The 25718-nt window shown below is 39.9% G+C and carries 36 protein-coding genes; 22 read left to right on the top strand and 14 right to left on the bottom strand.

What is annotated here, in order from left to right; all coding sequences use genetic code 11:
* Nucleotides 1-37: 37 nt before the first annotated feature.
* The 5 genes from J7I80_RS18455 (at nucleotide 38) to J7I80_RS18435 (ending at nucleotide 2982) form a co-directional block, all read left to right on the top strand.
* The gene (locus tag J7I80_RS18455) at nucleotides 38-1441 is read left to right on the top strand and encodes a M28 family peptidase (protein WP_214740226.1); all 1404 of its coding nucleotides are present in this window, start codon (nucleotides 38-40) and stop codon (nucleotides 1439-1441) included.
* 233 nt (nucleotides 1442-1674) lie between these two features.
* Complete coding sequence (locus tag J7I80_RS18450) at nucleotides 1675-2109, top strand: Hsp20/alpha crystallin family protein (protein ID WP_214740224.1); 435 nt, start codon at nucleotides 1675-1677, stop codon at nucleotides 2107-2109.
* A gap of 15 nt (nucleotides 2110-2124) precedes the next feature.
* Nucleotides 2125-2319, top strand: coding sequence for a hypothetical protein (locus J7I80_RS18445; RefSeq protein WP_214740222.1), 195 nt, complete (start codon nucleotides 2125-2127; stop codon nucleotides 2317-2319).
* Between the two features lies 1 nt (nucleotide 2320).
* Nucleotides 2321-2677 carry a hypothetical protein gene (locus J7I80_RS18440; protein WP_214740220.1) on the top strand — a complete coding sequence of 119 codons (357 nt, stop codon included), beginning with the start codon at nucleotides 2321-2323 and terminating at the stop codon, nucleotides 2675-2677.
* Between the two features lie 14 nt (nucleotides 2678-2691).
* Nucleotides 2692-2982, top strand: coding sequence for a hypothetical protein (locus tag J7I80_RS18435; protein WP_214740218.1), 291 nt, complete (start codon nucleotides 2692-2694; stop codon nucleotides 2980-2982).
* Between the two features lie 33 nt (nucleotides 2983-3015).
* Here the strand turns inward: J7I80_RS18435 and J7I80_RS18430 are convergent, their stop codons facing one another.
* The 4 genes from J7I80_RS18430 to J7I80_RS18415 all read right to left on the bottom strand — a co-directional run bounded on the left by J7I80_RS18430 (nucleotide 3016) and on the right by J7I80_RS18415 (nucleotide 6382).
* Nucleotides 3016-3714, bottom strand: coding sequence for a YetF domain-containing protein (locus J7I80_RS18430; protein WP_214740217.1), 699 nt, complete (start codon nucleotides 3712-3714; stop codon nucleotides 3016-3018).
* Nucleotides 3715-4003: 289 nt separating this feature from the next.
* A complete protein-coding gene (locus tag J7I80_RS18425; protein WP_214740216.1) occupies nucleotides 4004-4249 on the bottom strand; it encodes a hypothetical protein in 246 nt (81 codons plus the stop codon).
* A 182-nt stretch (nucleotides 4250-4431) separates the two neighbouring features.
* Nucleotides 4432-4632 (bottom strand): cold-shock protein, encoded by a 201-nt coding sequence (locus tag J7I80_RS18420; protein WP_192471120.1) that lies wholly within the window; start codon nucleotides 4630-4632, stop codon nucleotides 4432-4434.
* Nucleotides 4633-4801: 169 nt separating this feature from the next.
* Nucleotides 4802-6382, bottom strand: coding sequence for a bifunctional metallophosphatase/5'-nucleotidase (locus J7I80_RS18415; RefSeq protein ID WP_214740215.1), 1581 nt, complete (start codon nucleotides 6380-6382; stop codon nucleotides 4802-4804).
* A 226-nt stretch (nucleotides 6383-6608) separates the two neighbouring features.
* Here J7I80_RS18415 and J7I80_RS18410 point away from each other — a divergent pair, with 226 nt between their 5' ends.
* From J7I80_RS18410 to J7I80_RS18405, 3 genes are all read left to right on the top strand, one after another.
* Nucleotides 6609-6791 (top strand): hypothetical protein, encoded by a 183-nt coding sequence (locus J7I80_RS18410; RefSeq protein WP_214740214.1) that lies wholly within the window; start codon nucleotides 6609-6611, stop codon nucleotides 6789-6791.
* A gap of 18 nt (nucleotides 6792-6809) precedes the next feature.
* Nucleotides 6810-6935 (top strand): hypothetical protein, encoded by a 126-nt coding sequence (locus J7I80_RS23550; protein WP_285289157.1) that lies wholly within the window; start codon nucleotides 6810-6812, stop codon nucleotides 6933-6935.
* 347 nt (nucleotides 6936-7282) lie between these two features.
* A complete protein-coding gene (locus J7I80_RS18405; RefSeq protein ID WP_214740213.1) occupies nucleotides 7283-7867 on the top strand; it encodes a GNAT family N-acetyltransferase in 585 nt (194 codons plus the stop codon).
* A gap of 76 nt (nucleotides 7868-7943) precedes the next feature.
* On the opposite strand, the gene bioB is transcribed toward J7I80_RS18405, so the two are convergent.
* The 3 genes from bioB to J7I80_RS18390 form a co-directional block, all read right to left on the bottom strand.
* The gene (gene bioB / locus J7I80_RS18400) at nucleotides 7944-8939 is read right to left on the bottom strand and encodes a biotin synthase BioB (protein ID WP_214740212.1); all 996 of its coding nucleotides are present in this window, start codon (nucleotides 8937-8939) and stop codon (nucleotides 7944-7946) included.
* 14 nt (nucleotides 8940-8953) lie between these two features.
* Nucleotides 8954-9544 (bottom strand): biotin transporter BioY, encoded by a 591-nt coding sequence (locus tag J7I80_RS18395; RefSeq protein WP_214740210.1) that lies wholly within the window; start codon nucleotides 9542-9544, stop codon nucleotides 8954-8956.
* A gap of 301 nt (nucleotides 9545-9845) precedes the next feature.
* A complete protein-coding gene (locus J7I80_RS18390; protein WP_214740208.1) occupies nucleotides 9846-10154 on the bottom strand; it encodes a hypothetical protein in 309 nt (102 codons plus the stop codon).
* A 165-nt stretch (nucleotides 10155-10319) separates the two neighbouring features.
* Here J7I80_RS18390 and J7I80_RS18385 point away from each other — a divergent pair, with 165 nt between their 5' ends.
* The 3 genes from J7I80_RS18385 to J7I80_RS18375 all read left to right on the top strand — a co-directional run bounded on the left by J7I80_RS18385 (nucleotide 10320) and on the right by J7I80_RS18375 (nucleotide 12801).
* Nucleotides 10320-11285 (top strand): alpha/beta hydrolase, encoded by a 966-nt coding sequence (locus tag J7I80_RS18385; RefSeq protein ID WP_214740206.1) that lies wholly within the window; start codon nucleotides 10320-10322, stop codon nucleotides 11283-11285.
* Nucleotides 11286-11294: 9 nt separating this feature from the next.
* Nucleotides 11295-12155 (top strand): MBL fold metallo-hydrolase, encoded by an 861-nt coding sequence (locus J7I80_RS18380; protein WP_214740204.1) that lies wholly within the window; start codon nucleotides 11295-11297, stop codon nucleotides 12153-12155.
* A 193-nt stretch (nucleotides 12156-12348) separates the two neighbouring features.
* The gene (locus tag J7I80_RS18375; protein ID WP_214740202.1) at nucleotides 12349-12801 is read left to right on the top strand and encodes an SRPBCC family protein; all 453 of its coding nucleotides are present in this window, start codon (nucleotides 12349-12351) and stop codon (nucleotides 12799-12801) included.
* Nucleotides 12802-12833: 32 nt separating this feature from the next.
* On the opposite strand, the gene J7I80_RS18370 is transcribed toward J7I80_RS18375, so the two are convergent.
* Entirely contained in the window at nucleotides 12834-13139 is a 306-nt protein-coding gene (locus tag J7I80_RS18370; protein WP_214740200.1) for a hypothetical protein, read from the bottom strand.
* 128 nt (nucleotides 13140-13267) lie between these two features.
* Here J7I80_RS18370 and J7I80_RS18365 point away from each other — a divergent pair, with 128 nt between their 5' ends.
* On the top strand, nucleotides 13268-13978 hold the full coding sequence (locus tag J7I80_RS18365) for a DUF2161 domain-containing phosphodiesterase (protein WP_214740198.1): 711 nt from the start codon (nucleotides 13268-13270) through the stop codon (nucleotides 13976-13978).
* A 390-nt stretch (nucleotides 13979-14368) separates the two neighbouring features.
* Here J7I80_RS18365 and J7I80_RS18360 read toward each other — a convergent pair whose 3' ends face one another.
* Nucleotides 14369-15238, bottom strand: coding sequence for a TetR/AcrR family transcriptional regulator (locus J7I80_RS18360; protein WP_214740196.1), 870 nt, complete (start codon nucleotides 15236-15238; stop codon nucleotides 14369-14371).
* A gap of 182 nt (nucleotides 15239-15420) precedes the next feature.
* On the opposite strand from J7I80_RS18360, the gene J7I80_RS18355 reads away from it, so the two are divergent.
* From J7I80_RS18355 to J7I80_RS18335, 6 genes are all read left to right on the top strand, one after another.
* On the top strand, nucleotides 15421-16959 hold the full coding sequence (locus J7I80_RS18355) for a DHA2 family efflux MFS transporter permease subunit (protein ID WP_214740194.1): 1539 nt from the start codon (nucleotides 15421-15423) through the stop codon (nucleotides 16957-16959).
* Nucleotides 16960-17033: 74 nt separating this feature from the next.
* Nucleotides 17034-17372 (top strand): nuclear transport factor 2 family protein, encoded by a 339-nt coding sequence (locus J7I80_RS18350; protein ID WP_214740193.1) that lies wholly within the window; start codon nucleotides 17034-17036, stop codon nucleotides 17370-17372.
* Nucleotides 17373-17627: 255 nt separating this feature from the next.
* A complete protein-coding gene (locus tag J7I80_RS23685; RefSeq protein WP_353050138.1) occupies nucleotides 17628-18032 on the top strand; it encodes a DUF3231 family protein in 405 nt (134 codons plus the stop codon).
* The gene (locus tag J7I80_RS23370; protein ID WP_353050137.1) at nucleotides 17927-18631 is read left to right on the top strand and encodes a DUF3231 family protein; all 705 of its coding nucleotides are present in this window, start codon (nucleotides 17927-17929) and stop codon (nucleotides 18629-18631) included. Before J7I80_RS23685 ends, J7I80_RS23370 begins: the two co-directional genes overlap by 106 nt.
* Nucleotides 18632-18652: 21 nt before the next feature.
* Nucleotides 18653-19024 (top strand): hypothetical protein, encoded by a 372-nt coding sequence (locus J7I80_RS18340; RefSeq protein WP_214740191.1) that lies wholly within the window; start codon nucleotides 18653-18655, stop codon nucleotides 19022-19024.
* Between the two features lie 29 nt (nucleotides 19025-19053).
* Complete coding sequence (locus J7I80_RS18335) at nucleotides 19054-19203, top strand: hypothetical protein (protein ID WP_214740189.1); 150 nt, start codon at nucleotides 19054-19056, stop codon at nucleotides 19201-19203.
* 25 nt (nucleotides 19204-19228) lie between these two features.
* On the opposite strand, the gene J7I80_RS18330 is transcribed toward J7I80_RS18335, so the two are convergent.
* Entirely contained in the window at nucleotides 19229-20065 is an 837-nt protein-coding gene (locus J7I80_RS18330) for a GDSL-type esterase/lipase family protein (protein WP_214740187.1), read from the bottom strand.
* Between the two features lie 173 nt (nucleotides 20066-20238).
* Between J7I80_RS18330 and J7I80_RS18325 the strand changes: the two genes are divergently transcribed.
* On the top strand, nucleotides 20239-21606 hold the full coding sequence (locus J7I80_RS18325; RefSeq protein ID WP_214740185.1) for an MATE family efflux transporter: 1368 nt from the start codon (nucleotides 20239-20241) through the stop codon (nucleotides 21604-21606).
* Nucleotides 21607-21686: 80 nt separating this feature from the next.
* Here J7I80_RS18325 and J7I80_RS18320 read toward each other — a convergent pair whose 3' ends face one another.
* Nucleotides 21687-22118: a DUF4395 domain-containing protein gene (locus J7I80_RS18320; RefSeq protein WP_214740183.1), complete on the bottom strand. Its 432-nt coding sequence runs from the start codon at nucleotides 22116-22118 to the stop codon at nucleotides 21687-21689.
* A gap of 171 nt (nucleotides 22119-22289) precedes the next feature.
* On the opposite strand from J7I80_RS18320, the gene J7I80_RS18315 reads away from it, so the two are divergent.
* The 3 genes from J7I80_RS18315 to J7I80_RS18305 all read left to right on the top strand — a co-directional run bounded on the left by J7I80_RS18315 (nucleotide 22290) and on the right by J7I80_RS18305 (nucleotide 23955).
* Nucleotides 22290-23303 (top strand): VanW family protein, encoded by a 1014-nt coding sequence (locus tag J7I80_RS18315; protein ID WP_214740181.1) that lies wholly within the window; start codon nucleotides 22290-22292, stop codon nucleotides 23301-23303.
* Nucleotides 23304-23413: 110 nt separating this feature from the next.
* Nucleotides 23414-23569 (top strand): hypothetical protein, encoded by a 156-nt coding sequence (locus J7I80_RS18310; RefSeq protein ID WP_214740179.1) that lies wholly within the window; start codon nucleotides 23414-23416, stop codon nucleotides 23567-23569.
* A gap of 35 nt (nucleotides 23570-23604) precedes the next feature.
* Entirely contained in the window at nucleotides 23605-23955 is a 351-nt protein-coding gene (locus J7I80_RS18305; RefSeq protein WP_214740177.1) for a hypothetical protein, read from the top strand.
* 26 nt (nucleotides 23956-23981) lie between these two features.
* Here J7I80_RS18305 and J7I80_RS18300 read toward each other — a convergent pair whose 3' ends face one another.
* From J7I80_RS18300 to J7I80_RS18290, 3 genes are all read right to left on the bottom strand, one after another.
* The gene (locus tag J7I80_RS18300; protein WP_214740175.1) at nucleotides 23982-24200 is read right to left on the bottom strand and encodes a hypothetical protein; all 219 of its coding nucleotides are present in this window, start codon (nucleotides 24198-24200) and stop codon (nucleotides 23982-23984) included.
* 64 nt (nucleotides 24201-24264) lie between these two features.
* Nucleotides 24265-25110: a hypothetical protein gene (locus J7I80_RS18295; RefSeq protein ID WP_214740173.1), complete on the bottom strand. Its 846-nt coding sequence runs from the start codon at nucleotides 25108-25110 to the stop codon at nucleotides 24265-24267.
* Nucleotides 25100-25594 (bottom strand): sigma-70 family RNA polymerase sigma factor, encoded by a 495-nt coding sequence (locus J7I80_RS18290; protein WP_251027855.1) that lies wholly within the window; start codon nucleotides 25592-25594, stop codon nucleotides 25100-25102. Before J7I80_RS18290 ends, J7I80_RS18295 begins: the two co-directional genes overlap by 11 nt.
* Between the last annotated feature and the right edge of the window lie 124 nt (nucleotides 25595-25718).

Raw genomic sequence — 25718 nt, 5'->3', positions numbered from 1 at the left:
ATCCCGGATAACTATTTTACTAATCCGGGAGGTAATTATGAAGAAGAAGCCTTATCTATCAATCGCATTAGCAGCAGGTCTTGCAGTTAGCACCTTAGGAGCGCAGGCCAGTTACGCAAAGCCGGCAGAAACCCCGCAACAGGTTCAGCCATTAAATGTTTTTGACAACAAGGTATTGGACAAGATCAATGTTGAAAATATCTACAATAACATTGAATACCTTTCAAGGACACCTCGTGTTGCCGGTACAGAAGCCGAGCACAATGCGATTCAGTATGTCAAAGAGCAATTTGAGTCATACGGTTATGAAACAGAGCTTCAGGAATTTACTTTCTATGGCTACACAGCACCGAATACAGTCGAGCTGACAGTAGATGGCTATCCTGGTGAAATTCAGCCGAAATCATTTACATACGGGATGGATGGAACTGCCTCAGGTGAACTGGTCTATGCTGGACTAGGACAAGCTGGGGATTTTGAAGGCAAAGATGTTAGCGGCAAAATCGCTTTGATTAAACGAGGAGCAATTTCATTTGCTGATAAAGTCTTGAACGCAGCAGCTAACGGTGCGGCAGGAGTCATTATTTTTAACAATGCAGCAGGAGACCTGAACGGAACATTCGGTTCCCCGAATGATGCCTATGTACCGGCTGTGGCCATTTCCCAGGAAGTTGGACAAGCTTTAGTGGACCAGCTGAACAATGGAGATACTCTGACAGGATCGATTAACATTGAGGGTGCAGCTGCCGGAATGAGGACTTCTTACAATGTCATTGCCACCAAAGCACCAACGAATAAAAATAAGGCAAAAGACACCATTCTCGCATTGGGTGCCCATCATGATTCAGTTCCTGGAGCCCCAGGTGCAAACGACGATGCATCAGGTACTGCAATGACACTCGAGCTTGCCCGCGTTATGAAGGACTTGCCGACGAATATGGAAATGCGCTTTATTACTTTTGGTGCCGAAGAACTTGGGTTGATTGGTTCACGTTATTATGTCAGCCAGCTTTCCGAGGATGAAAAAGATCTCTTTGCCGGCTACTTTAATATGGATATGGTAGGAAGCCGGGATGCAGGAGATTTGGTCATCAATACACCGGACGGAAACGAAAACATTGTTTCCCAAACTGCCCAAGCTTCCAGCGCCCGCTTAAATGGAGAACCAACTCCGATCCAGCCAGGCGGGAGCAGTGACCATGTTTCGTTCTTTGAAGGCGGCATTGCATCAGGCTCATTTATTCATAGACCGTTAGAGCCATGGTACCATACACCTGAAGATACAATTGACAAAATCAGCAAAGAAAAACTGCAGGATGTCGCAGAAATTGTGGGTACGGCTGTCTACGATATCGTCCGTCCGGAGAATCAGGGACCAAAAGCTAATAGAGGAAAAGAACAAAAAGTTCCACACTTATATTATGAACAGGAAATAAAGTAACTACAAAATTACCAGGTTCACCGGTTTATGGGTGAACCTGGTTTTTGTCTGCCTACTTGCTGTAAGTCCCTTTTATGATGAACAGTAGACATTATGAAGAAAAGTGAGACAGGGAGAAAGACGCGGATAGACAAATAACATAGTTAAAAAGAACTCTAAGACTTTTTCATAAGGTCTAATTTCAACACGTGAAAATATATATATACAATAACTACTTATTGCCTGGAGGAATTATGAGCCGGAAGAAAAGTGTGGATTCGATGGCAGAGGCCAGGAGGATTCTTGGCCACGATTTTTTTGAAGCGGTCTCTGATATCCTACCGCTGGTGGGACCGAGAATCGATATGTTCCAGGGAGATCAAGAACTGATTATTGTAGCCGAATTGCCGGGTCTTGTTTCACAGGAAGACGTAAATCTCTCGCTGGAAGGCTATAATTTAGCTATTAAGGGAGAATTGAAGCGACCTTACGTGACAGATGAAGATCAACTGCTAATCAATGAACGCTCTGGCGGTCCTTTTGAGAGAATCCTGAAAATTCCTCCTCAATGTTCCCTGGATCGGATTCAGGCCGACTTTTTCAATGGTCTTCTTTTCGTCCGTATTCCGTTCGTTCACCAGCATTCCACACAAAATCGCGAGTCAATCCAAATTAACTTCCACAGCTGACATGGAGATGATGATATGACTAAAATAAAATTCAAAAATATTGATATAAACAACATCACCAATAGCTCAGGAGTCCATACAGGCGTTAACATACCACACCAATGGAAAAGCCATGTAAGCAGCTCCGAAGGTTTCGGGTATGTGGAAGGGAAATCAAACAAGATATCTAATAATGTTTCCTTTTCTGATCGTAAAAATAGTGAGGATTGACATGGACAATCAAGAAGTTATAAGAATGATTCAAAAACTCAATGAAAAAATTGATTCAATTCAGAATAGAGAATTTCACTTTCATATTGAAAAAGTTACAGTTGAACACCTTCAATTAGAGGAATTAGCCTATCATTTGGATAAAATTGATATTAAAGAACTTAGCGGAATGATGAATTTGGGAAATTCCTTTAGTCCCCATATCGAGACAATAAAATCTAAATCAAAAAAATCGACGGTAAAGAAGCCTGAAAATGAACGTGATGAAACTTCATATAGCAGCAAATCCCAAGAAGGCGAGAGGATCGAACCGGCTTTAAGCGTAATAATCAATGGGAAAGAAATTTTGTCAGAATGAAGGGGGGAGTTATATTGAAAACACTAAGCCCTGCCTTTTATATAGGTTCCATACAGATTGGGACTGTCCAGGATGCATCCTGTGTTAATTTTGGGAACAGCTTTCCAAAGGATTTTACAAGCCAAAAAAATCAAAACCAGGGATTCGGGAGTATCAGCGGGGACAATAATGATATACATGACATTATTTCAAGACTTGCACAAAGAAATATAGCTGAAATTTTTGGTGATCCCGCAGGAACTGAACAGCCAGATTGGCTCGAGGGTCTATTGAAATCCCAACAGGTACAGATGGAACAAGAATGAAGAGGCCCTTACTTTTACAGAAGGACCTCTTTTTTAATGCAAAATATCATTTCGTTTATCTATATATAGATTTCCATCCGGCTGAACTTCTGCATAGAAAACATCGTCCAGTGATTGAATTCCAGCCTGTTGCAGCTGTTCATCGAGCCAAGTTCGATCCTTTTTCACTTTGTTAAGGTTTTGAACATTCACTCGTCCATCAGATACCAATTCTGTAGAAAGTGGAACAAAGGTGCCAGAAGACTTGGCTATATTCATGTCACTTTTCGTAACCGTTTGTTTGCTTTCCTTTTTCATGACCGAAAGTTTTCCATCCGTTTCGAAGATGGCATAATCAACATCACTCATAGAAAAAATGCTTTTCTGCCGCAGTAATGCTTGCAATGAGTCAGCATCCATACGCACTTGTCTAAGTGCATCCTCCATTATTTTCCCTTTTTTAATAACGATAACCGGGTCACCCATTAGCAACTTTCTGGCTTTTTTAGATTTCAAGTGAATTTGGTCTGTTATCACCGTGAGAGCAGCCCAGCCGAGTAATGCTATTATTCCATTTAAGATGCTTACATTTGGATTGAGGGCAAGTGTAGCCGCTATTGAACCAAAGGCAATAGCGGAGACTAAGTTGAAGAATGTCATTTGGCTGATTTCTTTTCTACCAGCCCATCTTGCCATTGCCAATAACACAATAAAAGCAATAGCAATTCTGAGAATTACTTCGAACTGATTCATTTTTTATCCCGCCTTTTCTTTTATCAAGTAAATTATTTGCGTGTGAGCGGGATATTATTCTAAGTTACAGTCTTTATGACTTCTATTTCATTTTCATCCTTGACAAAACTTAAGTTGCGGAACAGTGCATTATCATCACCAGTTACAGAAAATCCATTGTTTGATTTGGAGGTTGAAAGAAAATTCGTATTCACATTTGTCCCGAAAAATACGCCGGATGAACTGTTGATACTATTGACATTTATATTTCTAAAAGTAATTTTAACTGAATTCATAGCTACTACAGACGTCAAAAAGCCTGTGCCTGGCTGGTAGGCTGAATATCCGGATCGGCATTAGGCTGGTCAATGCCATCATTATCGCTAATCAAGTGCATGTTGCCAAAATAAACATTACCTTGGCCGGTGCCAAAAATGCCGTTGTTCTGCTTAGTCGGTGAATTCCAACCAGTTTGGGCGTTTCCACCGATGAAGACTCCAGCATTACTTTGCATCGAATTGACATTTATAGAATTAAATAAAACGCTGTTTGCCATTTTGTTCCCTCCCAGAAAAGCAACCCTTTAATACTTTTATTCGCTAAGCGGAGGATTTGTGAATTGAAGGGGGCAGTGGGGGAAACTAAAGTTGCGAAAACAGAAGGCCAAAGGGAATTGGTTAGGTAGACATAATAAAAAGAAGGTTCCATAGGAACCTTCTTCTTTAAGCAAAACTAATATTATAGTTTGTTTACGTTAGCAGCTTGTGGTCCGCGAGCGCCTTGCTCAACGTCGAAAGATACTTTTTGACCTTCGTCTAATGATTTGAAACCTTCAGATTGGATAGCAGAGAAGTGTACGAATACGTCGTCTCCACCTTCGCGCTCGATGAATCCAAAACCTTTTTCTGCGTTAAACCATTTTACTGTACCTTGTTCCATTTCTTGTTACCTCCCAGTGCGTTAGCACATTATGTTACTATCCTTGCCCAAAGTGATCATTAAGACGAAATAATTTCTATCCTTTACACCGAACAAAAATAATTCTATTTCATCATAACAGATACTGGAATCAATAGCAAACAATATTGGGAGATTTGATACTAACGGACTATTTAAGAGATAACACTCTCCAATTTTTGTTGCATTCAGCCTCAATTCTCTTGTGTCTTTGGATATAATTCGCTAGTAATTCGGTCATATCTGTCTGGATTTCTTTTTTTACGGGCTTATTTTTGAACATTTGGAAGTTCCCGCCTCCGCCAGCACGATAATTATTGACCACTATGTTGAATGGTTCATTAAGTTTTAGTGGTTCTCCCTTATATTTGAGGTGTGTAACTCTGTTCCCGAGGGGCTTGGAGATATCAAAATGATACTCTATTCCTTCCCACATATCATAGTTATAATGCTGTGGTTTAGGAGACTCAAAGGATGGATTAACCTGGATATCTCCTTCACCATTCAAAATAAAATACTCTGCCGATTTTTCGAGGGCATCTTTAATATCCTGTCCAGAAACGGTAATCACTTTTAAAGTATTGGGGTAAACATAGTTGGATACGATATCTCTCATGGTTACCTTATTCGAAAATCCAGGGGCACCATTATGGAAAAGAGCTGTTGCAGAAATATCCACTCCGGCAGCATCCATCTGAACGCTATTAATAAACTCAATGAGCGGATGGTCTTTTTTTCGGACTTCAAGGGGTGATTGGACACGCATATCCCCGACGATTTCTCCCAGTGGCTCATCCAGCCAATTTTGTGTAGAGTCTTCATATACATTGGTTAACTCCACAATCTTTCCATCTGGTTTCGTGTTTTCATCTATCGCTATAATTTCTGATGCCTTTTCAACAATAGTCCAGCTTCCATTCAACTTTTCAAGTTTGATCGATACCTTTGAAAAAGCCTGCCCTATATGACCTGGCTGTGCAACCAGGACACCGTTTAGTTGTGTGGAAAGCCGACGATGCTGGTGACCGGTCAGAAGAATATCGATTCCGGCAATTTCCATGCACATCCGATAGGCCTGATTTTCGCCAGTAAGCTGTTCAGTCGGATTACCAGTCTCAAGGTCTCTCTCAAAACCGCCATGATAGGAAACGATAAGCAGGTCATACTGCTCGTTTATTTGTAAATGCTCAACCCACATATTCAGCGTTTCAAAAGCATCCAGGAATTCAAGCCCCGCAATGTTATCATGGTTTTCCCAGTTTGGTATGTAATGTGTTGTCACTCCAAGCACTGCGATCCGCAAACCATTATGGAAGGTTTTGATAAAATAAGGCTTACCGAAAGCTGGTTCTTTAGTTTCCTTTTTCACTATATTAGCGGATAGCCATGGGAATGTTGATTCTTTGATGGCTTTCTTCAATAATCCTTGCCCATAATTGAATTCATGATTGCCAATGACCGCTCCATCGTAACCGAGTTCATTCATCACACTGACAACAGGGTTACTTAACTCGTTTATATGTTTCGCGAAATGATACGTAAGGGGAGTGCCCTGGATAACATCACCGTTATCAATCAGCAGTGTGCAGTCGCTAGTTTTTAAAATATTTTTGAAAACACTTGCAAGTTTGGCCAATCCCGAATTTGTCGGTTTATTATTACCGTAATTAATAGGTAAAATATTTCCATGAATGTCGCTTGTTTGCAGAACAACAAGCTCGCACTTTTCCATCTACTCACCTCCGTTCACAATTAAAATTACATATTCAATCCTTCCCATTTATATTAAAAATTAAAAAAACGCTTAAAAATCAAGCGAGCCAATTACTTCCTAAAAACCATCTCTCCGGCAGCGTAGGCAGTTTAAGAAGTTCCTCAGAACTAGCTTTAGTTACACTTTAACTTGAAGAATGATACATGATGGTTTTACAAATAGTAAGAAAAAAGGAGGGAGTATTATGGGTAAATGGAATGAAGAAGGAGCTGCCAACAACAATCTTTCTGCTGAAACAATTGCGAGTTCTAAGCTGGTGGGAAAACCGGGACTCCAGGAGCATGAGTTTTCGGAAGAGCTTGCTGATGGGGGAGAGAGGGATAAGGCGATTGAGAAGCAACTAAAGGGGCATCAACCAGGTATGTAATAGAAAGGGGAATTATTAATGAACAATAAAAACAATTACCTCGACAAAAGAGGAGATTTCACAGCTCCTCCTAAAGGTACTGCTGAATATCCAAAGAAACCGGATCACAGGAAAATTGAACAGGATAATAATAAGAGGAAATGAACTGAGGGTTGTCTTGTGTTCATTGCCAGCTTGGCATGACTTCGGACAAGTTTAGAGGAAAAGCAAGAACAGTCGTCAGAACTGAACTCAAAAAATTCACTTTCCTTTTTCCTTGTTCTTTTGTATCATATTATTGTAAGGAAATTTAAGGAAATGAAGGAGGGGATTAAAATGATAGCTGTTAAAATTATAATGCAAACCTATACGATGGTTTATTTCCCCTCATATGATGTATAAGTAACAAAATATGATTTTCATGACAAGACCTTCGTAAAATACGGAGGTCTTTATTTATGTTTTGGTATTCCTTCCTTACAAAATAATATGGATCTAAGGAGCAACAATATATGGAAATTAGAAATTATATGAGTGAAGATGAAATTGGTTGGGTTCGTTGTAGAATACTTTCTTTTTTAGATACAGCATATTTTGATAACGTTTTAAAGAAAAAAGAAAGATATGACAATCCATCAATTGAGTTAGTAGCAGTGATTGATAACAAAGTTGTAGGTTTATTGGATATTGAATATGAAACAGAAGAGCGAACAGTATGTTCCAGAGGGAAGGGACTTGGCGGAATGTTGTGGCATATAGCAGTCCATCCTGATTTTCGTCGAAGGGGAATTGGCAGGAGTCTCCTTGTGAAAGCTGAAAGAATATCTAAAGATCTTGGTTTGAACCGGATTGAAGCATGGACAAGGGATGATGATTGGGTAAATAAGTGGTATGAGAATAACATGTTTGTAAAAGCAGAATCATATTTTCAAGTATTTATCGATGGTGAAGAATTAAGTGGAACGATCAAATCTGAAATTCCTGGCTTATATCCTGTTCAAACATTTTCACATTATGTTGGAGAGAACAGGGAGTTGGTTAAGAATAAATTTAAACGAGTCCACGAATGCAATTGTTATGAGAAACAATTGTTTTAGTTTCAAATTTTAATATAAAGTATTTGAAAAAGAACAAGAACGCCTGGGTAAAATCCAGGCGTTCTTGTTTTTGAAGCTAATTAACAGTAATCTCTTCTTTCGTAAATTCAATTTCAAATCCCAAATCTTCGAGCATTTTATGATCAGCAGTCGTTTCTTGTCCTGCTGTTGTTAGATAGTCTCCAACAAAGATGGAGTTGGCAGGGTAAAGACCGAGAGGCTGCAGGCTTCGTAAATTAACCTCTCTGCCGCCGGAGATCCTGATTTCTTTTGTTGGGTTGATGAATCGCATCAGGCAAAGGACTTTTAGACAATATCTAGGATTCAGTTCATCGGTTCCTTCAAGAGGGGTGCCGTCAATCGCGTGGAGGAAATTGACTGGAATTGAATCGGCATCTAGTGCCTTCAGGCTCCTGGCCATATCGACCACATCTTGCTTTGTTTCTTTCATTCCTATAATTACTCCGGAGCATGGTGAAATCCCCGAACTTTTAACAAGCTCTACAGTATTGACCCGATCTTCGTATGTATGTGATGTCGTGATGGCCTCATGATGGTTAGAGGAAGTATTAAGGTTATGGTTGTATCGGTCTACACCAGCAGACTTGAGCCTTTCTGCTTGTGAAGGTTTAAGAATTCCAAGACAGGCGCAAACTTTAATGCCATATTTTGCTTTGATTTCCTCCACTGCCGAAGTAACAGTATCAATTTCCTTTTCACTTGGTCCTCTTCCGCTGGCAACGATGCAATAAGTGCCAGCATTCAGGTTAAACGCTTGTTCTGCACCCTTTAGGATCGTGTCCTTATCCATCATTCGATACTTTTCAATAGGGGCATCGGAGACACTCGATTGCGCACAGTAACCGCAATTTTCCGGACACATTCCCGATTTTGTATTGATAATCATATTTAGCTTAACCAGATTTTCATAATAGTGATGGCGTATCGTGTATGCTGCCTGTAGCAGTTCGAGCAGATCCTTGTCGGGACATTCAAGTATACTTAAAGCGTCTGCATCTGACAGCTCGTTCCCATCAAGTACGCCCTGCGCTAACTCCTTCCAGTATCCCATTGATTAATCCCCCTTTAAGCTGCTTTTCTTAAGTGTTTGAAGCTGCCCTTAGACAAAACAGATTTTTCTAGTCTATGCCCCATCATTCCGGCGAATACAGCAAGGATAATGTCTTTTGGAAGAGGGACAACCATCCATAGCCAGGCCATTTTATAAGTAAAGCCTTCTGGTGCAGCGGCCCAGAATTTATAAGCAAAGTACATCCAGTTCGTTCCGAATACATAATTGATAACAAGACCAATTAATGATGCAATGATAAACGCTGATAAAGTACGGTTCTTTTCAACAACTTTACCTGCAACATAGGCTGTTAGGATAAATGAAAGGATAAATCCGAATGTTGGGCTGATGAAGGTAGACACGCCAGCGCCGAACTTGGCAAACACCGGTACACCCACTAATCCTACTAGTGCGTATACAGTCATTGAAATTGCTCCCAGCCGACTGCCAAGGATAATCCCTGCCAGAATGGCAAAAAAGGTTTGGAGTGTAATCGGTACCCCGCCAACTACCATAAACGGCACAAACGAGGTAATGTTCGCCCCAATAGCCATTAGGCCCACGAACATGGATGCTAGAGTTAAATCAAGTGCTTTAAACTTCATGTAAATTGCTCTCCTTTTCTGTAATATAAATTCAGAATAAACTTTTTGAATATTTTATGTCAACTTAAAAATATTTAAGTTAACAAATATTAATGAATAAACCATAGAGTTTAGGTGAATTAAAGTTATGTAGGGAAATAAACTAGTAGATTTTGAGATAGCTGGTTGTACAGAGGAAAGTTATCATCGTTTTTAAACAAAGGCTGTTTTCGTATAGATTGTTGTTAAAATCCTAAAGCCGATTTAGCAGTTGGTCATTAAAAATAAGCAAGGTGCACGGGGATAATCCGTGCACCTTGTATCATCTTACGCGATTGTTCATTGCTCGTTCAGGCAATGGACGATCTATATCCTTGTTTTTATCAGTTTCTAATGCGGGATTTTCTGTTGGGTCATCCTTGTAATCTTCAAAAGCGGGTTCACCCAAATCCAGCTCGCCTGGACTGAAGGCATTCGTTGGATATTCTTTGGTCAACTTCTTTTCGACATTATAGCCTGAAATGGAACTGTTGACAGGATGATCTTTTTCATCTTTTATCTTCTCTATTGATTCTATTGCTTCTTTTTCATTTTTGTATGATTTAAGGATATGCTTTTTCTCAATTTCCATTTCGATCAGCCTCCTATCGGTTTTATTTACTTATACCCAACATATAATACAGACTAACTTTTACTTTTTTTCCATGCCTGGTCTTTTTAGACTATCTTTCTGGTAAAATATTTTTAATACAAAGATGTTATTTGCATCTAAATTGGATAAAGGGGATTTTGAATTGTGAGGAAAAAGATCATATGGATAGCAAGCGGAACCATCCTGGCAATCTTCATCGGACTGACTGCTGCTGGGAATTACTTTTATAATGTCGCCATAAACCGGAGCCAGGAATCTGTGGAACTCCATGGTGGCGGGGAAAGTGTCACAGCAGCCAAACTGTTAAGTGAAGAAGAGGAGCAGAAGAAGCTGGAGGAAATTACAGCCTGGACAAAGAAACAAAAATTTGAAGTGGTCGAAATAAAATCAGTAGATGGATTAAGGCTGAAGGCTCGTTTATTAAAAAATGATCAGCCCTCTGGGAAAGCTGTGATTCTGGCTCATGGTTATAAAGGGAACAGTGAACAAATGCCAGGAATCACGAAGTTTTATTATGAGCAGGGGTATGATATTCTTAAGCCTGATGCTAGGGGGCACGGCCTTAGCGAAGGGGACTATATAGGTTATGGCTGGCATGATCGCAAGGATTATGTACGGTGGTCAGAATTCTTGGCTGAAGAAGCTGGGGCTGATGAAATTTTCCTTCACGGATTTTCCATGGGAGCTGCGACTGTCCTGATGGCGAGCGGGGAAAAACTGCCTGAGCAGGTGAAGGGAATCATTGCTGACAGTGGCTATACGACGGTGCTCGAAGAACTAAGCCACCAATTGAAATACATGTATAATCTTCCTGCATTCCCGGTTATGCAGGTTACCAGTGTGATCACCAAAATAAGGGCAGGCTACACATTTGCCGAAGCCTCTGCTATTGACAGTGTCTCGAATAATAAACTTCCATTACTCATCATTCACGGGGATAAGGATGCATTAGTCCCGACTGAAATGGGAAAACGTATTTTTGAAAAAGCAAACAGTGATAAAGAGCTTTGGATTGTCCAAGGCGCGGGCCATACGGAGGCATATACTATCGCTGAACAAGAGTATCAAGAAAAATTAAAGGCCTTCTGGACGAAAGCCATTGGAAAATAGGTGAATTTAATGCAAACAATCGAAAGAATAGGCGAGCGTTTTTGGTATATGACGCCTGTTTCTGAGACAGACAGGCCGATCCTCGGTATGGTTGCAGGCAAAGAAAAAACACTGATGATTGACGCCGGAAACTCTGAAGCGCACGCCACTCTTTTCATGGATATGGTTAAAGAGCAGGGTGTAGATGTGCCCTCTTATGTGGTTTTGACACATTGGCATTGGGACCATATATTCGGACTGTCTGCGCTTGGTAATACTATATCCATTTCTTCCGGGAAAACGAGGAAGGAAATTGATAAGCTGCGCCATTTATCCTGGTCTAATGAGGCAATAGATCAAAGGGTAGAAGAAGGAACAGAAATAGAATTTTGCGCGAATGCTATAAAACAAGAATATCCCGATAATCGGAATATTACAATAACCCTGCCAGTGATGACCTTTGAAGATGAAATGGAGATTGATCTTGGCGGAATTACTTGTATCATCAAGCATGTTGGTGGTGACCATGCTGAAGATTCGGTCGTCATTTATGTCAAAGAGGAAAAGATACTGTTCCTGGCTGACAGCATTTATCCGGATATCTTTTCTGTTCAAGATAACTACTCAAGAGAGGGAATAAGAGACTTGCTCTGTAAAATTGAAGTCTTTGATGCTGACACCTATATACTGTCACATTCAGGGATACATTCTAAAGAAGAATTCAATCAGGAAGCGAATCTCCTAAGATCTATCGCTGATTTAACTGAAAAGCATCGCGGAGATTCTAAATTGATGATTGAGGACTATAGAAAAAAGGTTAACAGAGACCTTGCAGAGGAAGAACTGGAAACAATTGAATACTTCGTCAATGGATTTGAGTTGAGATTTTAAACACACCCAATAAGGTGTGTTTTTATTTTTACTAGGGTAAATACGAATGGGGTGCTGTATGTGATTGATTTCAGGCGGCCTCCATCTCAGCGAAAACTGCAATTGTATATAAGTGATTCGCAGGGGGACAAAGTATAAATCCGTTTGAAAAACATATATCTCTTAAAGGATATTCATCAAAGGAGGAGAGAGCATGCCAGAAGGAAAGCACGATATCATTATTGATGTGCCGATCGAACAGGTCTGGGATTTCGTGAAAGACATGGACAACTGGGCACCTTTATTGCCTGGGTATATTAGCCATGAGAAGCTGAATGAAAAGCAGTCTAACTGGACCTTTAAGGAAACGGTCGGTGTATTGAAAAAGAAAATCAGCTTACAGGTTACGATCAGGGAGTGGATTGAACCAACTAGAGTGACTTTTGAATTGAAGGGAATTAATGAAAACCTAACTGGAAATGGTTATTTTAACGCAGAAAGCCTTGGCCAAAACCGGACAAAGATGACTGGTTATCTACAAATGACAGCAGAAGGTGCACTTGCACCAGTAATGAATGCTGTAATGAAGAATTCACTTCCGAAAAGCGGCCAGGAGCTAACCGAAGCAATCGCCGAAAAACTTGAGCAAAGAAAAGCAATTCGGTGAAAATTGCAGGGAGCCTGCAAAACGCTGGCTCCCTAGTCTATTTTCTCGATTTTCACTGGTCCATCAATCCGTCCGCTTTTGTCAAAATACAGAATAACAGCATCACCATTTTTTATTTTTTGGTATGCTGCCACTTTTTCTTTGTTAAAATAAATGCTTTTACCATCTGCGCTTTCCCCATAATATCCAGAACTGTCAACCTTATTGATAGTATATTCTTCAGTAAAATACACTGTTTCAAGCTCATTGGAAACTTGTCGCGCTTCGTCCATTTCAAACTTCAGGAAAATCATCATTCCAAGAAGAAGAGTCAATAATAACAGCAATAATACCCTCATTTGTTTATCCTCCACTGCATAATCCGTAAACATTATATGTAGCTGGCTTGTCTAAATGACTTAAATCATTGAAAAAGTTTGCTATAATGATAGGAAATAATCGAAGGAATGACAGAAGGGTTTGACACATGACGAAACTATATGAAGCCGATTTATATGAGCCAATCCAAAAGCATTTTTCAAAACAAGGCTACCGAGTCAATGGCGAGGTAATCGATTGCGATTTAACGGCTGTTAAGGATGAGGAACTCATAATCGTCGAATTAAAACTGAACCTGAATATTGACCTTTTGCTTCAGGCAACGAGAAGACAGCGCCTGACAGACCTCGTATATATCGCGATTCCAAAACCCAAGAGGATATCAAGGAAACGCTGGAACGATATTACCCAGTTAGTGAGAAGGCTTGAACTGGGCCTGATTATTGTATCGTTAGCTGGTAATCGGAAGAAGATTGAGTTCAAGGTTCACCCGGAACCATATAAGCGCATGACCAGCAAGAACACCAGGAAGAAAGCAGCCTTGATTAAAGAAATAGAGGGAAGAAGCGCTGACTATAATATCGGCGGCAGCAACAAAACCAAGATCATGACTGCCTACAAAGAAAATTGCATTCAAATCGCCTGTTACCTTGAAAAACTCGGACAAATGTCTCCGAAAGCGCTCGTTGCTCTCGGAACTGGGGATAAGACGCCCTTGATTCTTCAGAAAAACTATTACAAATGGTTTGAACGAATGGAGAGAGGTATTTATGTCATAACTGAGCAAGGAAAGGCCGATCTTGAAGAATATCCTGAACTTGTAGAATATTATTTAGGTGGGCTGAAAACGGAAGAATGATTTTGAGCAGCGGGAGAGAATAGGGTTGCTGTTCAACAATATATGAAACTGCAAATTAAAATCACTTAGAAAGTATTCAAATCTCATGTTAACTGGTAAAAATCGCTGAAAAAATAAAGAGGTGCATTTCGCCAATAAAAAGATATTATCGCCAATAAAGTTGTGAAAACGGCCAATAAACATTGCTTTAATAATAAAAGTGCTAATTTGACTTAAATGAAAAATGCAAGGAACTTTTGCTTACATTGATATCGTACATGTACCAATACAGCGAGAAAAAACCAAATTCCGGTTACATATAAGCAAAACAAATAGACCACCGCCAGCATAATCTTCACATTAAAATAAAAAAACGGGGAGGAAACAATTAAACTGTTTTCTCCCCGTTTTTTATGCCTTCTCAAGCAGATTTTCGTCTAACAGCGATTGTAATTCATCAAGTTCACTTTTATCGACCGTGTTCATTGATAACAGAACACTGTCAATCAGGAATTTTCTTGGAGAAGATGAACGAAGGATTTCTTCCTCGATGAAATCCAGCTTTCTTAGAGAATCACTATTATTGCAGTCCAGCTTTTTCAGGCGGGATACGACTGATTGAACTTTCATCCTCCAATCAAGGGACTCGGTTGCATATACCGGAAGCCAGTTATCAATAATTTCGGGGGGCAACAATTGGTCCCCGGATAGCGCGAGCTCTTCAAGCATATTCAAAATTCGGTTTACACTATACTGGACAACCGGGCGTAAACTAGCTGCTTCTCCGTGAGCTTTACGATGAAATCTGATATTCTGAAGCAGGATTCCATTAAGCATAATGGCCGCATCGAGAAGGTATGGCTGACAAATTTCATCCGTTATGTCTCCAAGCCGATCTGAAAACCAGCGAAATATTTTCATTTGTCCAACTTCAATAAATTGCTTGAGTTCTTTATCTCCGGAAAAAAATACTTCTTCAAATAGCGGGACAATCTTGTTTTCACGGTTTGCATTCATCTGAAATTCAATTTGGCTAATAAAGATTTCCGCGTCTCCAGGATCCTGGCCAAGCAGCAATCCATTGCGATCAATCTCCATCTTTCTGAAGGCAGTTTTAAAAATATCCATAAGTAATTGATTCTTGGATGAGAAATAATTATAGAAGGTTCCTTTTGATATTCCGCTGTAATCGAGGATATCCTGAATAGAGGTAGCCTGGAATCCTTTTTCTATGAATAGCTGATGTGCTTTTTCAATAACATGCCGTTTTCTGTCGTTCATTTCATCACCCCGACCTTTTGTACCGATTGTATAAAAAATATACTACATTAAATTTTCAATCTTTACAAACCCCTTTGTTAAGGTAATTTAAAAACGTTGCAAAAATTGTACCGTTGGTATATGCTAATGTCTATGCAATTACATTGTTTACAAATTTGTGAACAATTTTAGGGGGATATAGAATGGAACAAAATATGAAAACACCTGACAAACCGCCCTATGGAATATTGGCGGTATTAATTGTTGGGGCTTTTATCGCATTTTTAAATAATACATTGCTTAATATTGCTTTGCCTTCGATCATGACTGACCTTGAGGTAGAAGCAACGACAGTCCAATGGCTGACAACCGGGTTCATGCTCGTCAGTGGAATCATGATTCCTCTTAGTGCGTATTTGATCCAAAAGTATTCGGTAAGGAATTTATTTTTGACCGCAATGGGTTTATTCACATTGGGTACGATCCTATCAGGAGCTGCGCATATATTTCCGATATTATTGGGAGGGCGGATGATCCAGGCTTCTGGTACAGCGATCATGATGCCGCTGTTGATGAATGTCATGCTTATAAGTTTCCCGATTGAAAAACGCGGGACCGCAATGGGAGTATTCGGTTTGGTGCTTATGTTCGCACCCGCTATTGGTCCAACACTTTCAGGCTGGCTGATCGAGCATTACGATTGGAGGATGTTGTTCCATTTTGTAACACCAATCGCTGCCACGGTCTTGTTACTCGGATTCTTCCTGTTAAAAGATAAAAAAGAGAGAGTGCGTATGCGTTTGGACATCATTTCTTTATCACTATCGAGTGTAGGATTTGGCGGACTCCTGTACGGTTTCAGCTCTGCCGGTTCGAAGGGATGGGACAGTCCACATGTATATCTAACTTTAGCGATAGGCGCAGTTTCACTTATTACCTTTATACTTCGTCAGTTACGCCAAGATAATCCGATGTTGAATTTCAGGATTTATAAGTATCCAATGTTTGCTTTATCTTCAGTGATTTCGATGATCGTGACAATGGCAATGTTCTCTGGAATGCTGCTTCTGCCAATTTACGTGCAGACAATACGTGGAATTTCACCATTGGATGCGGGCTTAATGCTGTTGCCAGGTGCGATTGCCATGGCCATAATGTCTCCGATTACTGGAAAATTATTTGATAAGTTTGGCGGCCGTGCTATGGCTGTCATTGGTCTGATCATTACGCTTGTGACGAGCTACTATTTCAGCAAGCTTTCAATGGAAACAACTTATACTCAGCTGATCATCCTTTATACGGTCCGAATGTTCGGCATGTCGATGGTTAATATGCCTGTTAACACAAATGGACTAAATCAGCTGCCAGCTCGTTATTATCCACACGGCACAGCAATGAACAATACGCTGCAGCAGGTATCCGGTGCAATTGGAACAGCCTTGTTGGTTACGGTAATGTCAATGCGTGCAGAATCCTATGGAAAAGAATTAGCAGCCTCAGCACTAAAAGAAGCTGCAGCAGCAGGCAAAGCTGTTACCCCAGCTGTACAAGCCGAAATGGAGCAGCAGATTGCGATGCAAGCGATGCTGCACGGAATCAATGACGCATTTTTTGTCACTGTATTCTTATCAGCGATTGCGTTGGTGCTTGCTTTCTTTATCAAACGCGCAACACAGGCGGAGGACACAATTGGCAAAAAAGCTCCTACCAAAAATACTTCTCATAAATTAGTCAATAATTAATTACTTCCCCCTGGATACCAGGGGGTTTTGTATAATAAAAAGTATACAAATTTTAATTGATAGGGAGAACATCGATGGGAAAAATCTCAGAAATGCTCGCGCAAAAGCAGCTTGACGCTTATAACAAACAAGATTTAGAACAATTTTTATCTGTTTATAGTGATGATGTAGTGATTTTCGAGTTTCCTGGTGATAAGGTGACTACTCGAGGTATTGATGAAATGCGAACCAGATATGGCAAACTTTTTACAGACCATCCCAATAATCATGCGGAATTATTGGCCAGAATTGTACATGGCAACAGGGTTGTTGACCATGAACTCGTGACAGGCAGGGAAAACTCCGAACCAAAAAAAGCGGTGGCCATATATGAAATTGAGGGCGAGAAGATTGTGAAGGTTTGGTTTTTATAATCATGGCAACTAGAGAGCCAGCACCAGTTCGATAAGGTGCTGGCTCTCTATTTGCGTGTGAATAATACAGTCCTACTGGTTAAAAGAAGTTGTTGCATGAAATGGGGTAAAGATTGCAGCTGATAATGAACTAGTTTGCAACGAATATCAGGTAAAAAAACTGTTAATGCAGACCATAACCGGTGGAGTTATACCATTATAATTTCGTTGTTAAGGGGGATTCTATCCTTAAATACACAGAAGGGTTTGAAAGAAGTGGCGAAACACGAAAACATCCAATTGACATCTGCCGAATTGGCAGCACTTCATCAAAATTATCTTGGAGATACAATGTCTATATGTGTTTTTGGGCATTTCCTTGAAACAGTGGTTGATCCAGAGATTAAAATAGTGGTGGAGCATGCATTTGACATAGCAGTACAACATGTAGAAGATATCAAAGAAATATTTATAAAGGAAAATATTCCTGTTCCCATAGGTTTTACCGAACAGGATGTAAATAAGCATGCACCAAGGTTATTTTCAGATGCATTCTACTTAAGTTACATTAAGCAATGGCTAGAGGGGGCCTGGCTATTTATGGTTTCATTCAGCCCCATGTATTCAGAAGTGATGTTTTATCTTTTTATACTAAATGTTTACAGTCAACAATTGAGTTGAACAATGAGACGACAAAATTATTACAGCAGAAAGGGATAGCAGTCCGGCCCGCATATATCCCTTATCCTGATAAAAATGAATTCATTCAGAAAGATTCCTTTTTATCAGGCTTTATGGGTGATAAACGACCTTTGACCGCGATGGAGGTAACTCATCTGTACGCGAATATACAAACAAATAAATTAGGAGAAGCACTTTCCATCGGTTTTAGTCAGATAGCGCAGTCCAAGCAGGTTAGAAAATATTTACTGAGAGGGAAAGAGATTTCTGAAAAACACATCAAAATATTTTCTGGGTATCTTCGTGACGAAAATCTTCCAGTACCAATGACTTGGGATCATGAAGTTACCAAATCACAGGAACCTCCTTTTTCGGATAAATTGCTGATGTTCCATTTTAGTCTTATGAATTTTTCCGGCAGCGGCAACTACGGAATGTCTGTTGCGGCCAGTCAAAGGAAGGATATTGCAGCGATATACGCCCGGTTAAATGCAGAAGTTTTATTATTTGCTGAGGATGGGGCTAATATCATGATCGATGAAGGCTGGCTTGAACAGCCACCAATAGCAGCAGACCGTAATGACTTAAGTAAGAAATAAGCTAAAATAAGTGGTGAAACAATGAACGACCAAAACAAGATTGTTTCTATAGAAAACTCAAACCTCTCTAGAGAAATCACCGGGATGAGGTTCACCAAGAATTTTCGTTCTGCCTCAGCAGAAGAATGGTATGTATTTATCCCAGGTTTTAAGGATCCGGTTAGCGGGGGAGCTGCGGGGAAGGCGATAATCCATTACAATCTATACGGCAATAAGGAAATATTTATCAATACAACAGTCATTTTTGATGATCCTGATCTTCATGAGGAAGGAATTTATCAGCTTGTTTATGGACTGGCAGAAGAAATTGTTAATGTGCTGGTGGGGTATGCAGACACACTGTTGTCGGTACATTCCGGGCGCAACTCCTATCAGGCGGAATATCGTTCTTAGATAAAATACTTGAACGGAGGTGAACGTAAATGAAAAAAGATACAGAAGGCAAGGCCTACGAGAGTGAAGTAGCCAAATTATTTGGACTCGATGAAGAAACCAGTCTGCAATCCGTCAATTTTGCCACAACAGAAAACCCTTTATTAAATGAACAATTCCAGGAGGATCAGCAAAAATAAATAAAAGCCAGGCACAGGGCCCAGCTTAATTTTGGCGGTTTGCCAGGACGGCATCCGCTTTATGCTGTTGTTGGAACTGCTGAAGAATCTGAGTAGATATGGCTGTATTTCCAGAAAAGTTCGGATGCACTCCATCACTAGACAAATATTCCAAATTATCGCTGTTGATGACATTCGTCGTTTGTACCACTATCGATGACGAAGTCCCTTTTGCTGCTTCATAAATCATTAAATTCCATTTTGGAAGAAGCTTATCTGCCAGGGAATAGAATTGGTGGTCGGCTGGCATCGGGTTATACAGCTCTAGCAGTACGATTGTCGCTGAAGGATTCAGTTCACCAATTTTCGTAGTAATTTCAGCAAGGTTTTGTGAAAAATCTTTTTGCAGACTGTCAAATGATTTTAAAGCGCTGTAAATATCGCTCTTTTTTACCAATTTAAGAATATCATTTCCGCCAACGTTAACAGTTATAAGGTCGGCCTCTTTGATCGCTTCGTCATACAACCCATCCTGAACGTACTGGTTCAACCTATCGCTTGTTATCCCAATCACACCAACGTTATTCGAAATGACTTGTTTCCCAGTTTCTACTTCAAGCTGGCTGGAAAACTGACTGACGAAATTTTCTTCCTCTGGAATATTGTAGCCGCGAATGATGGAGTCCCCGAGAGCTAGATGATTGATGGTACTGCCTGGAATTGTTTTGTAATAATCTATATAGGTAAGCTTATTGGTATTCTCAACTGTTGGTGCATTTTCCTGTTTGATTTTATTGATTTGGTATTGGGGATAGTAAATCCACGCAGAAAATGACAGGACGGCAAGCAGGGACGATAGCAGTAGAATTTTTATGATTTTCATGTTGATTCACTCCTCGATATACTTCTATTGTATCAAGGATTTTGAAGGAAATAATTAGGGGGGTATTTCCAATTTTTAAAATAATGATAATATTTAGTGATACGAAAAAACTTCCGTTTAAGCCAAGATATTTTGTTATAATTATATAATTAATATATTCAAGGAGTACACAGATGTACCAGACTTATTCGACAAAAGAGAAAATTAAACAGATTTTTGTCATGTTGATCCCAATCTTGATCACTCAATTAGGAATGTTTTCTATGGTCTTTTTCAATACGATCATGTCAGGAAAATATAATTCTACAGACCTTGCAGGTGTGGCCATTGGGTCATCGATTTGGAGCCCGGTCTTCACCGGACTCAGTGGAATTCTTCTTGCGGTTTCGCCGATTGCCGCCCAGCGGTTTGGTGAAAAGAAGGGAAAAGAAGTATCTTCAATTCTCACTCATGGTATTTATTTGGCATTAATAATTGCAGTACTTGTTATCGTTTTGGGTGTTTTTCTGCTGAATCCTATCTTAACAGCGATGAATCTTCCAGAAGGTGTGCACGACACGGCCTTTCGCTATCTGGCCGGATTAAGCTTTGGCATTATCCCTTTATTTATTTTTAATGTATTAAGGTCATTCATTTATGCGCTCGGAAAAACAAGAGTGGTCATGTATATATTGTTGATGTCCCTGCCAATCAATTTCTTCTTAAACTATGTCTTGATTTTCGGTCACTGGGGTTTTCCTGAATTAGGTGGAGCCGGAGCTGGTTATGCAACGTCGATTACCTATTATGTAATCGCGGGAATGACTGCTGTTGTCATTATCAAGCAAAAGCCCTTCTCGGATTTTGTCGGGCTGGAATACTTCAAGGAGTTTTCCGGTGCGAAAGTGAAGGAGATCCTGAGTATCGGTGTCCCGATGGGATTATCGATCTTCTTTGAAACTAGCATGTTTGCCGTCGTCACCATTTTGATCAGTAAATTCAATATCACTACTATTGCCGCCTATCAGTCAGCTCTGAATATCGTTTCCTTTTTATACATGATTCCAATGAGTATATCGATGGCGCAAACGGTTCTGGTCGGATTTGAAGTCGGGGCTGGCCGTTATCATGATGCAAAAGTCTATAGCTGGATGGGGATTTATCTTGGAGCTATTATTGCGGTTGGAGCGGGACTGCTAGTGGTGCTTTTCCGATATGAGGTAGCTGGATTTTATTCGAATGAACCTGCCGTGATCGCCTTAACTGGCCAATTTTTGATTTATGCCTTGTTTTTCATGATATCTGACGCAATCCAGGCCACTGCGCTCGCAGCATTGCGCGGCTATAAAGACGTGAATATATCCTTTATCATCACCTTGATCGCATACTGGCTCATCTGCCTTCCGGTTGGCTACCTGCTGGCCCATAATACCGGACTGGGAGCTTCGGGATATTGGGTAGGACTGACAATCGGATTGCTCGCAGCTGGTATATCCTTATCATTAAGACTGATATTTATCCAAAAACGTCGTTTTAACGCTAATTTGGCAGAAGTTATTTAATATGAGTGAGGTTCCAAAAGGAATCTCGCTTTTTTTGTTGGGGAATCAAAACAAAGAAGAGACCTAATGGAAGGTCTCTCTTAAGAGTTAACTGTATGTTTTTTGGGTTTGTATTTAGACCATTGAAAACGAATGAAGCAGCCTATGCAAAATCCGAGGATTGCTATAAATGCGGCTAATGCTACCATTATAGTAAATATATTCCCTAACAACGTTAGACCATTGGCATAGGCAATGAGTCCGCCAGCTAAGCAGACAACAGCGATTTTTTGATTGAACTGCTGTTGATCCCATTCCTCCGGGATATAATCCGATTTTTTCTTTCCAAGGAAGCTGCTCGCTATTCTCATTACTGGATTATATCCGAATAACAGCCCTGAAATCCCAGCGAGAAGCGGTAGAGCCAAAATCCATTCTAAACCTGTTAACCAGGTGCTAATTACACTTATGACTATGAACCACTGATTTGTTCTAACCAGGGGCCGAGGAATTGTGCGAATTTCGGTAGACATTTTAATTCCGACCTTTCATATTGGTTTATTTGAATTTTAACTTTTTTTCCTTGAAAAGTGAAGCCTTAGGTATTTATTTTATTTTTTAGAGAACTTGCGGAAATATGGAAAAGTATCCCTGAATATAATGGAATGCTGGTTTTTAATATATAGAAGAATGATGGGGGTAACATGGGGAGAAAATTGAGGATTATTTGGCTGTTGATTGTTGCGGTATTTATTGGATTAGCTGGGTGTTCGGAACCTACTGCAAAAAAAGCTGAGAAAGAGAATAAGGTGATTGAACAGGAGGGTGAGCAAGAAACAGAAAATGCAGAGGAAGTAAATGAGCCTGTTGAAGAAGAAGAAGATGCTCAACCAATTGTAGTGAATGTGATCGAGCCTGACACCCAAGAAGTGATTCGATCACTTACACCGGCGGATATGGGTTATGGAAATGACGATGCAAAGTATAAAGAGGAACTGGAAAAATGGGCTCGAGAATTGGCTCGCGGGACGGTGACCACTCCTGGATACGACCAAAGGATGATTCCGGATAAGCTTGGTCCGAATGGCCAGGTGATTAAAGGGAGTCCTTTAATTGTTTTGGAAGAAGCGGAGCTGGTTGAAAAGGTCATCAATGCTTCAGAAATAGGGGGAAATGTGGAGCTGCCACTTTATGTAACGGCGAGTGGTTACCAACTCAGTGATGCTGCCCAGCTAGGCGAGGTGGTTGTCGGAAAATACTCCACCTATTTTAACGCTTCCGTTGCAGGGAGGACGAAGAATATTGAGCTGTCAGCTGAGGCTATTAATAATGTTATCTTGGGCATTGGGGATGTGTTTTCATTTAATACGACTGTCGGGCCAAGCGATGAAGCCCATGGCTATCAGCCTGCTGAAGAAATAGTGAACAAAAAGCTGGTCATGGGGATAGGAGGAGGCATCTGCCAGACTTCGTCCACTTTATTTAATGCAGTTGATGTACTTGGTGTTGGATATGTTGAAAAACATCATCATTCCTTATCTGTAGGCTATGTCCCAGAAGGAAGGGACGCAACGGTTTCCTATGGAGGCAAAGATTTCAGGTTCGAGAACACAACAGGCGTGCCACTATTGCTGAAAGCAATAGTGGGAAAAGGGTCCTTGACCGTAGAAGTGAGGACCTCCAAAGAGTACGAAGCGCAAATGAAGAAAGGTATTTAATGGTCTTAAACTGATTCCGCCAAAAGATGTAGGAAGAATCAATCTGATGGTGAATGTTTCCATTATTAAATTCCCTTATTCTTAAATTAAGAACAAGGGAGGCGAACGATATGGAAATGAATTATTTAACATTAGAATATATATGGAATACAAAGAAGGAAGAAATGAAGCGGAAAGATGATTTTAGGGAAACTTATAAACTTTATCCAGAGCTTACTAGGTTTCAGTGGATTAATTCTTTAAGGAGGGAGAATAAATCAAAGTAATAAAATATTTAATGTATACGGCAGGTTTCATCATTTTGCTGATTGTTATTGGTAACCTTCAGCAAAGCTTTGAGAATATTGGAAGGGAGACGTTTAGGCTCTATCCTTGGAGCATCCTTGCTGTTATATTATATTTTCCTTTGGGTGTTTATCTCGGAATCGCGGGAATTATGAAGGAATACCAAAAGGATGGAAGATGGAAATTCAGCTGGTATAAAAATATTTTCATAACCCTGCCGCTGATCTATTTTTCGTTCTTCTGGTTCATTCCGATCTCTTATCCGGTACCGGATTTGATTGTAGGATCCTATTCAACGTTTAAACTGGCGATGATGGCGTCAGGGTTTGTTTTCATGAATAGCATCACTAAAGAAAACAGCGGCTGATATTGAACTGTGCCGCTGTTTTTCTATTAGGACGTCCGTCTCTTTTCATTTGAATTCACCAATAGCCCGCGTTTGACCCAATATTCAAAGTTATCCACCGGAAAAACACTTCGATTCTCCGCGTTGTTCATTTTGATGATTACGCTGCTGTTGGAAACCTCTAAAATCTTTAATCTGTCTGAGTTATACATATTGGGCAAAAAGCCATTACGAATTTCAAATTCCATGTTATTTTGATAATCCATAAAAAAACCTCCCAGATTTCATTATGAATATAATATTTGTCAAAAAAAGTTTAATTATCCATTTTTAAAAGCCGAAATAAACATCAATAAAATTCTGCAGCTCAGCTGTTTTGTCGCCATCACCTTGGTAGGAGAATCCATGAATTTCTCCTTTTCCGTCGTGATTGATCGTCATATCGAGGTCATTCAGTAATTTTTGTAAATATACTACTGACTGACTCATTTCTTCTGAAGGTTCCTTCCAGTATTTATGGGCATCAAATTTGCTGACACCTTCGAGATTGACGCCATCTAACCGCTTTCCTTGTTCCTCTTGAATCATGATAGTCAAGCTATATAGATTATTAAAGTCTTTTTCTATATCTGTTCCTTGGACTTTTATTATATTTAGTCCATTTTGCAGAGACATTGACTCTAAATAATAATAGTACATATCATCAAAGCCTCTTTGAGTTAGTTTGGAATCAGCAGCGGGCTTTGTTTGGATTGATCTATTAGCACTTGCGATATAAGCCCTTGCATTGGTCGGCATATCATAATGTGCTCCTTGTTCAAGGACAGTTACATCTTTCCATTCTTTCTCATCTAACCCTTGGGTCGGCTGCTCTTCTTCATTAGCTATAGTGGTAGTTTCTCTAGTTGTTTCCACCACAGCTCTGTCAGAAGGAGATGTTTCTGCCGAACGGTTATCCGGAAAAAGATTATAATATGTGAATGAACCAATAGTGAGTAAGAAAACCATCGTTACTGCTACTGAAAGAATAGGACCAAGCAAATTCTTATTTTTCTGTGTATAGCTTTTATTGATTGCTTGTTCTGATAAACGCTTTTTTTCCGCTTGACTCATACGGCCGTTCTTTAAGACAGTATGATTCATGCTCGAACGCAAGTTCTTTAATTTATTCTCCATCCAGTTCAACCCCTTCGTACATTTTACGAAGCAATGATTTGGCACGCCTTAATCTTGTTTTGACAGTATCTAAGTTTATATTACTCAACTCACTTATTTCTCGGATGTTTAAATCCTCGTAATAGTATAAAATAATGACCTCCCGATATTTTGCCGGCAGCCTTAGCACCTTCTCTGAAAGAATGTATTCATCATTTTTTTCTATGACTTCATCTTCTGGCGATGCTTTCATTCCAGAAAACAAGGACCAAGTGAAATCAAAAGGAACAATCGATCTATACCATTTGCTTTTTAAGTAATCCTTGGATTTATTCACAGTAATTTTAAATAACCAAGTTTTATATGAACTCTCAATCCGGAACGAATCCAGATTCTTATAGCAGGAAATGAACACTTCCTGGGTAATATCCTCAGCGGCTTGCCAGCTTTTTACATACGTATATGCCAATCGTTTCACACGTTCTGAATATTGACCAACCAACATCTCCAATAATTCCTCATTAGTTATAATTCTTCTGTCAGGCTCCAACTTTCCACCTCTATTCATTTTGCTCATATTTAGACGATTTAGGGGACATAAAAGGTTCATATGCAAGGAATTATACACT

Origin of the sequence: Bacillus sp. ISL-41 (assembly GCF_018613235.1) — a bacterium.
GTDB lineage: Bacteria > Bacillota > Bacilli > Bacillales > Cytobacillaceae > Mesobacillus.
This window is presented reverse-complemented; position numbering and strand designations above follow the sequence as displayed.

Coding starts and splice junctions, on each gene's coding strand:
- J7I80_RS18455 (WP_214740226.1), top strand. CDS start 38: ATGAAGAAGAAGCCTTATCTATCAATCGCATTAGCAGCAGGTCTTGCA.
- J7I80_RS18450 (WP_214740224.1), top strand. CDS start 1,675: ATGAGCCGGAAGAAAAGTGTGGATTCGATGGCAGAGGCCAGGAGGATT.
- J7I80_RS18445 (WP_214740222.1), top strand. CDS start 2,125: ATGACTAAAATAAAATTCAAAAATATTGATATAAACAACATCACCAAT.
- J7I80_RS18440 (WP_214740220.1), top strand. CDS start 2,321: ATGGACAATCAAGAAGTTATAAGAATGATTCAAAAACTCAATGAAAAA.
- J7I80_RS18430 (WP_214740217.1), bottom strand. CDS start 3,714: ATGAATCAGTTCGAAGTAATTCTCAGAATTGCTATTGCTTTTATTGTG.
- J7I80_RS18425 (WP_214740216.1), bottom strand. CDS start 4,249: ATGGCAAACAGCGTTTTATTTAATTCTATAAATGTCAATTCGATGCAA.
- J7I80_RS18420 (WP_192471120.1), bottom strand. CDS start 4,632: ATGGAACAAGGTACAGTAAAATGGTTTAACGCAGAAAAAGGTTTTGGA.
- J7I80_RS18415 (WP_214740215.1), bottom strand. CDS start 6,382: ATGGAAAAGTGCGAGCTTGTTGTTCTGCAAACAAGCGACATTCATGGA.
- J7I80_RS18410 (WP_214740214.1), top strand. CDS start 6,609: ATGGGTAAATGGAATGAAGAAGGAGCTGCCAACAACAATCTTTCTGCT.
- J7I80_RS23550 (WP_285289157.1), top strand. CDS start 6,810: ATGAACAATAAAAACAATTACCTCGACAAAAGAGGAGATTTCACAGCT.
- J7I80_RS18405 (WP_214740213.1), top strand. CDS start 7,283: ATGGAAATTAGAAATTATATGAGTGAAGATGAAATTGGTTGGGTTCGT.
- bioB (WP_214740212.1), bottom strand. CDS start 8,939: ATGGGATACTGGAAGGAGTTAGCGCAGGGCGTACTTGATGGGAACGAG.
- J7I80_RS18395 (WP_214740210.1), bottom strand. CDS start 9,544: ATGAAGTTTAAAGCACTTGATTTAACTCTAGCATCCATGTTCGTGGGC.
- J7I80_RS18390 (WP_214740208.1), bottom strand. CDS start 10,154: ATGGAAATTGAGAAAAAGCATATCCTTAAATCATACAAAAATGAAAAA.
- J7I80_RS18380 (WP_214740204.1), top strand. CDS start 11,295: ATGCAAACAATCGAAAGAATAGGCGAGCGTTTTTGGTATATGACGCCT.
- J7I80_RS18375 (WP_214740202.1), top strand. CDS start 12,349: ATGCCAGAAGGAAAGCACGATATCATTATTGATGTGCCGATCGAACAG.
- J7I80_RS18370 (WP_214740200.1), bottom strand. CDS start 13,139: ATGAGGGTATTATTGCTGTTATTATTGACTCTTCTTCTTGGAATGATG.
- J7I80_RS18365 (WP_214740198.1), top strand. CDS start 13,268: ATGACGAAACTATATGAAGCCGATTTATATGAGCCAATCCAAAAGCAT.
- J7I80_RS18360 (WP_214740196.1), bottom strand. CDS start 15,238: ATGAACGACAGAAAACGGCATGTTATTGAAAAAGCACATCAGCTATTC.
- J7I80_RS18355 (WP_214740194.1), top strand. CDS start 15,421: ATGGAACAAAATATGAAAACACCTGACAAACCGCCCTATGGAATATTG.
- J7I80_RS18350 (WP_214740193.1), top strand. CDS start 17,034: ATGGGAAAAATCTCAGAAATGCTCGCGCAAAAGCAGCTTGACGCTTAT.
- J7I80_RS23370 (WP_353050137.1), top strand. CDS start 17,927: ATGGCTAGAGGGGGCCTGGCTATTTATGGTTTCATTCAGCCCCATGTA.
- J7I80_RS18340 (WP_214740191.1), top strand. CDS start 18,653: ATGAACGACCAAAACAAGATTGTTTCTATAGAAAACTCAAACCTCTCT.
- J7I80_RS18335 (WP_214740189.1), top strand. CDS start 19,054: ATGAAAAAAGATACAGAAGGCAAGGCCTACGAGAGTGAAGTAGCCAAA.
- J7I80_RS18330 (WP_214740187.1), bottom strand. CDS start 20,065: ATGAAAATCATAAAAATTCTACTGCTATCGTCCCTGCTTGCCGTCCTG.
- J7I80_RS18325 (WP_214740185.1), top strand. CDS start 20,239: ATGTACCAGACTTATTCGACAAAAGAGAAAATTAAACAGATTTTTGTC.
- J7I80_RS18320 (WP_214740183.1), bottom strand. CDS start 22,118: ATGTCTACCGAAATTCGCACAATTCCTCGGCCCCTGGTTAGAACAAAT.
- J7I80_RS18315 (WP_214740181.1), top strand. CDS start 22,290: ATGGGGAGAAAATTGAGGATTATTTGGCTGTTGATTGTTGCGGTATTT.
- J7I80_RS18310 (WP_214740179.1), top strand. CDS start 23,414: ATGGAAATGAATTATTTAACATTAGAATATATATGGAATACAAAGAAG.
- J7I80_RS18300 (WP_214740175.1), bottom strand. CDS start 24,200: ATGGATTATCAAAATAACATGGAATTTGAAATTCGTAATGGCTTTTTG.
- J7I80_RS18295 (WP_214740173.1), bottom strand. CDS start 25,110: ATGGAGAATAAATTAAAGAACTTGCGTTCGAGCATGAATCATACTGTC.
- J7I80_RS18290 (WP_251027855.1), bottom strand. CDS start 25,594: ATGTTGGTTGGTCAATATTCAGAACGTGTGAAACGATTGGCATATACG.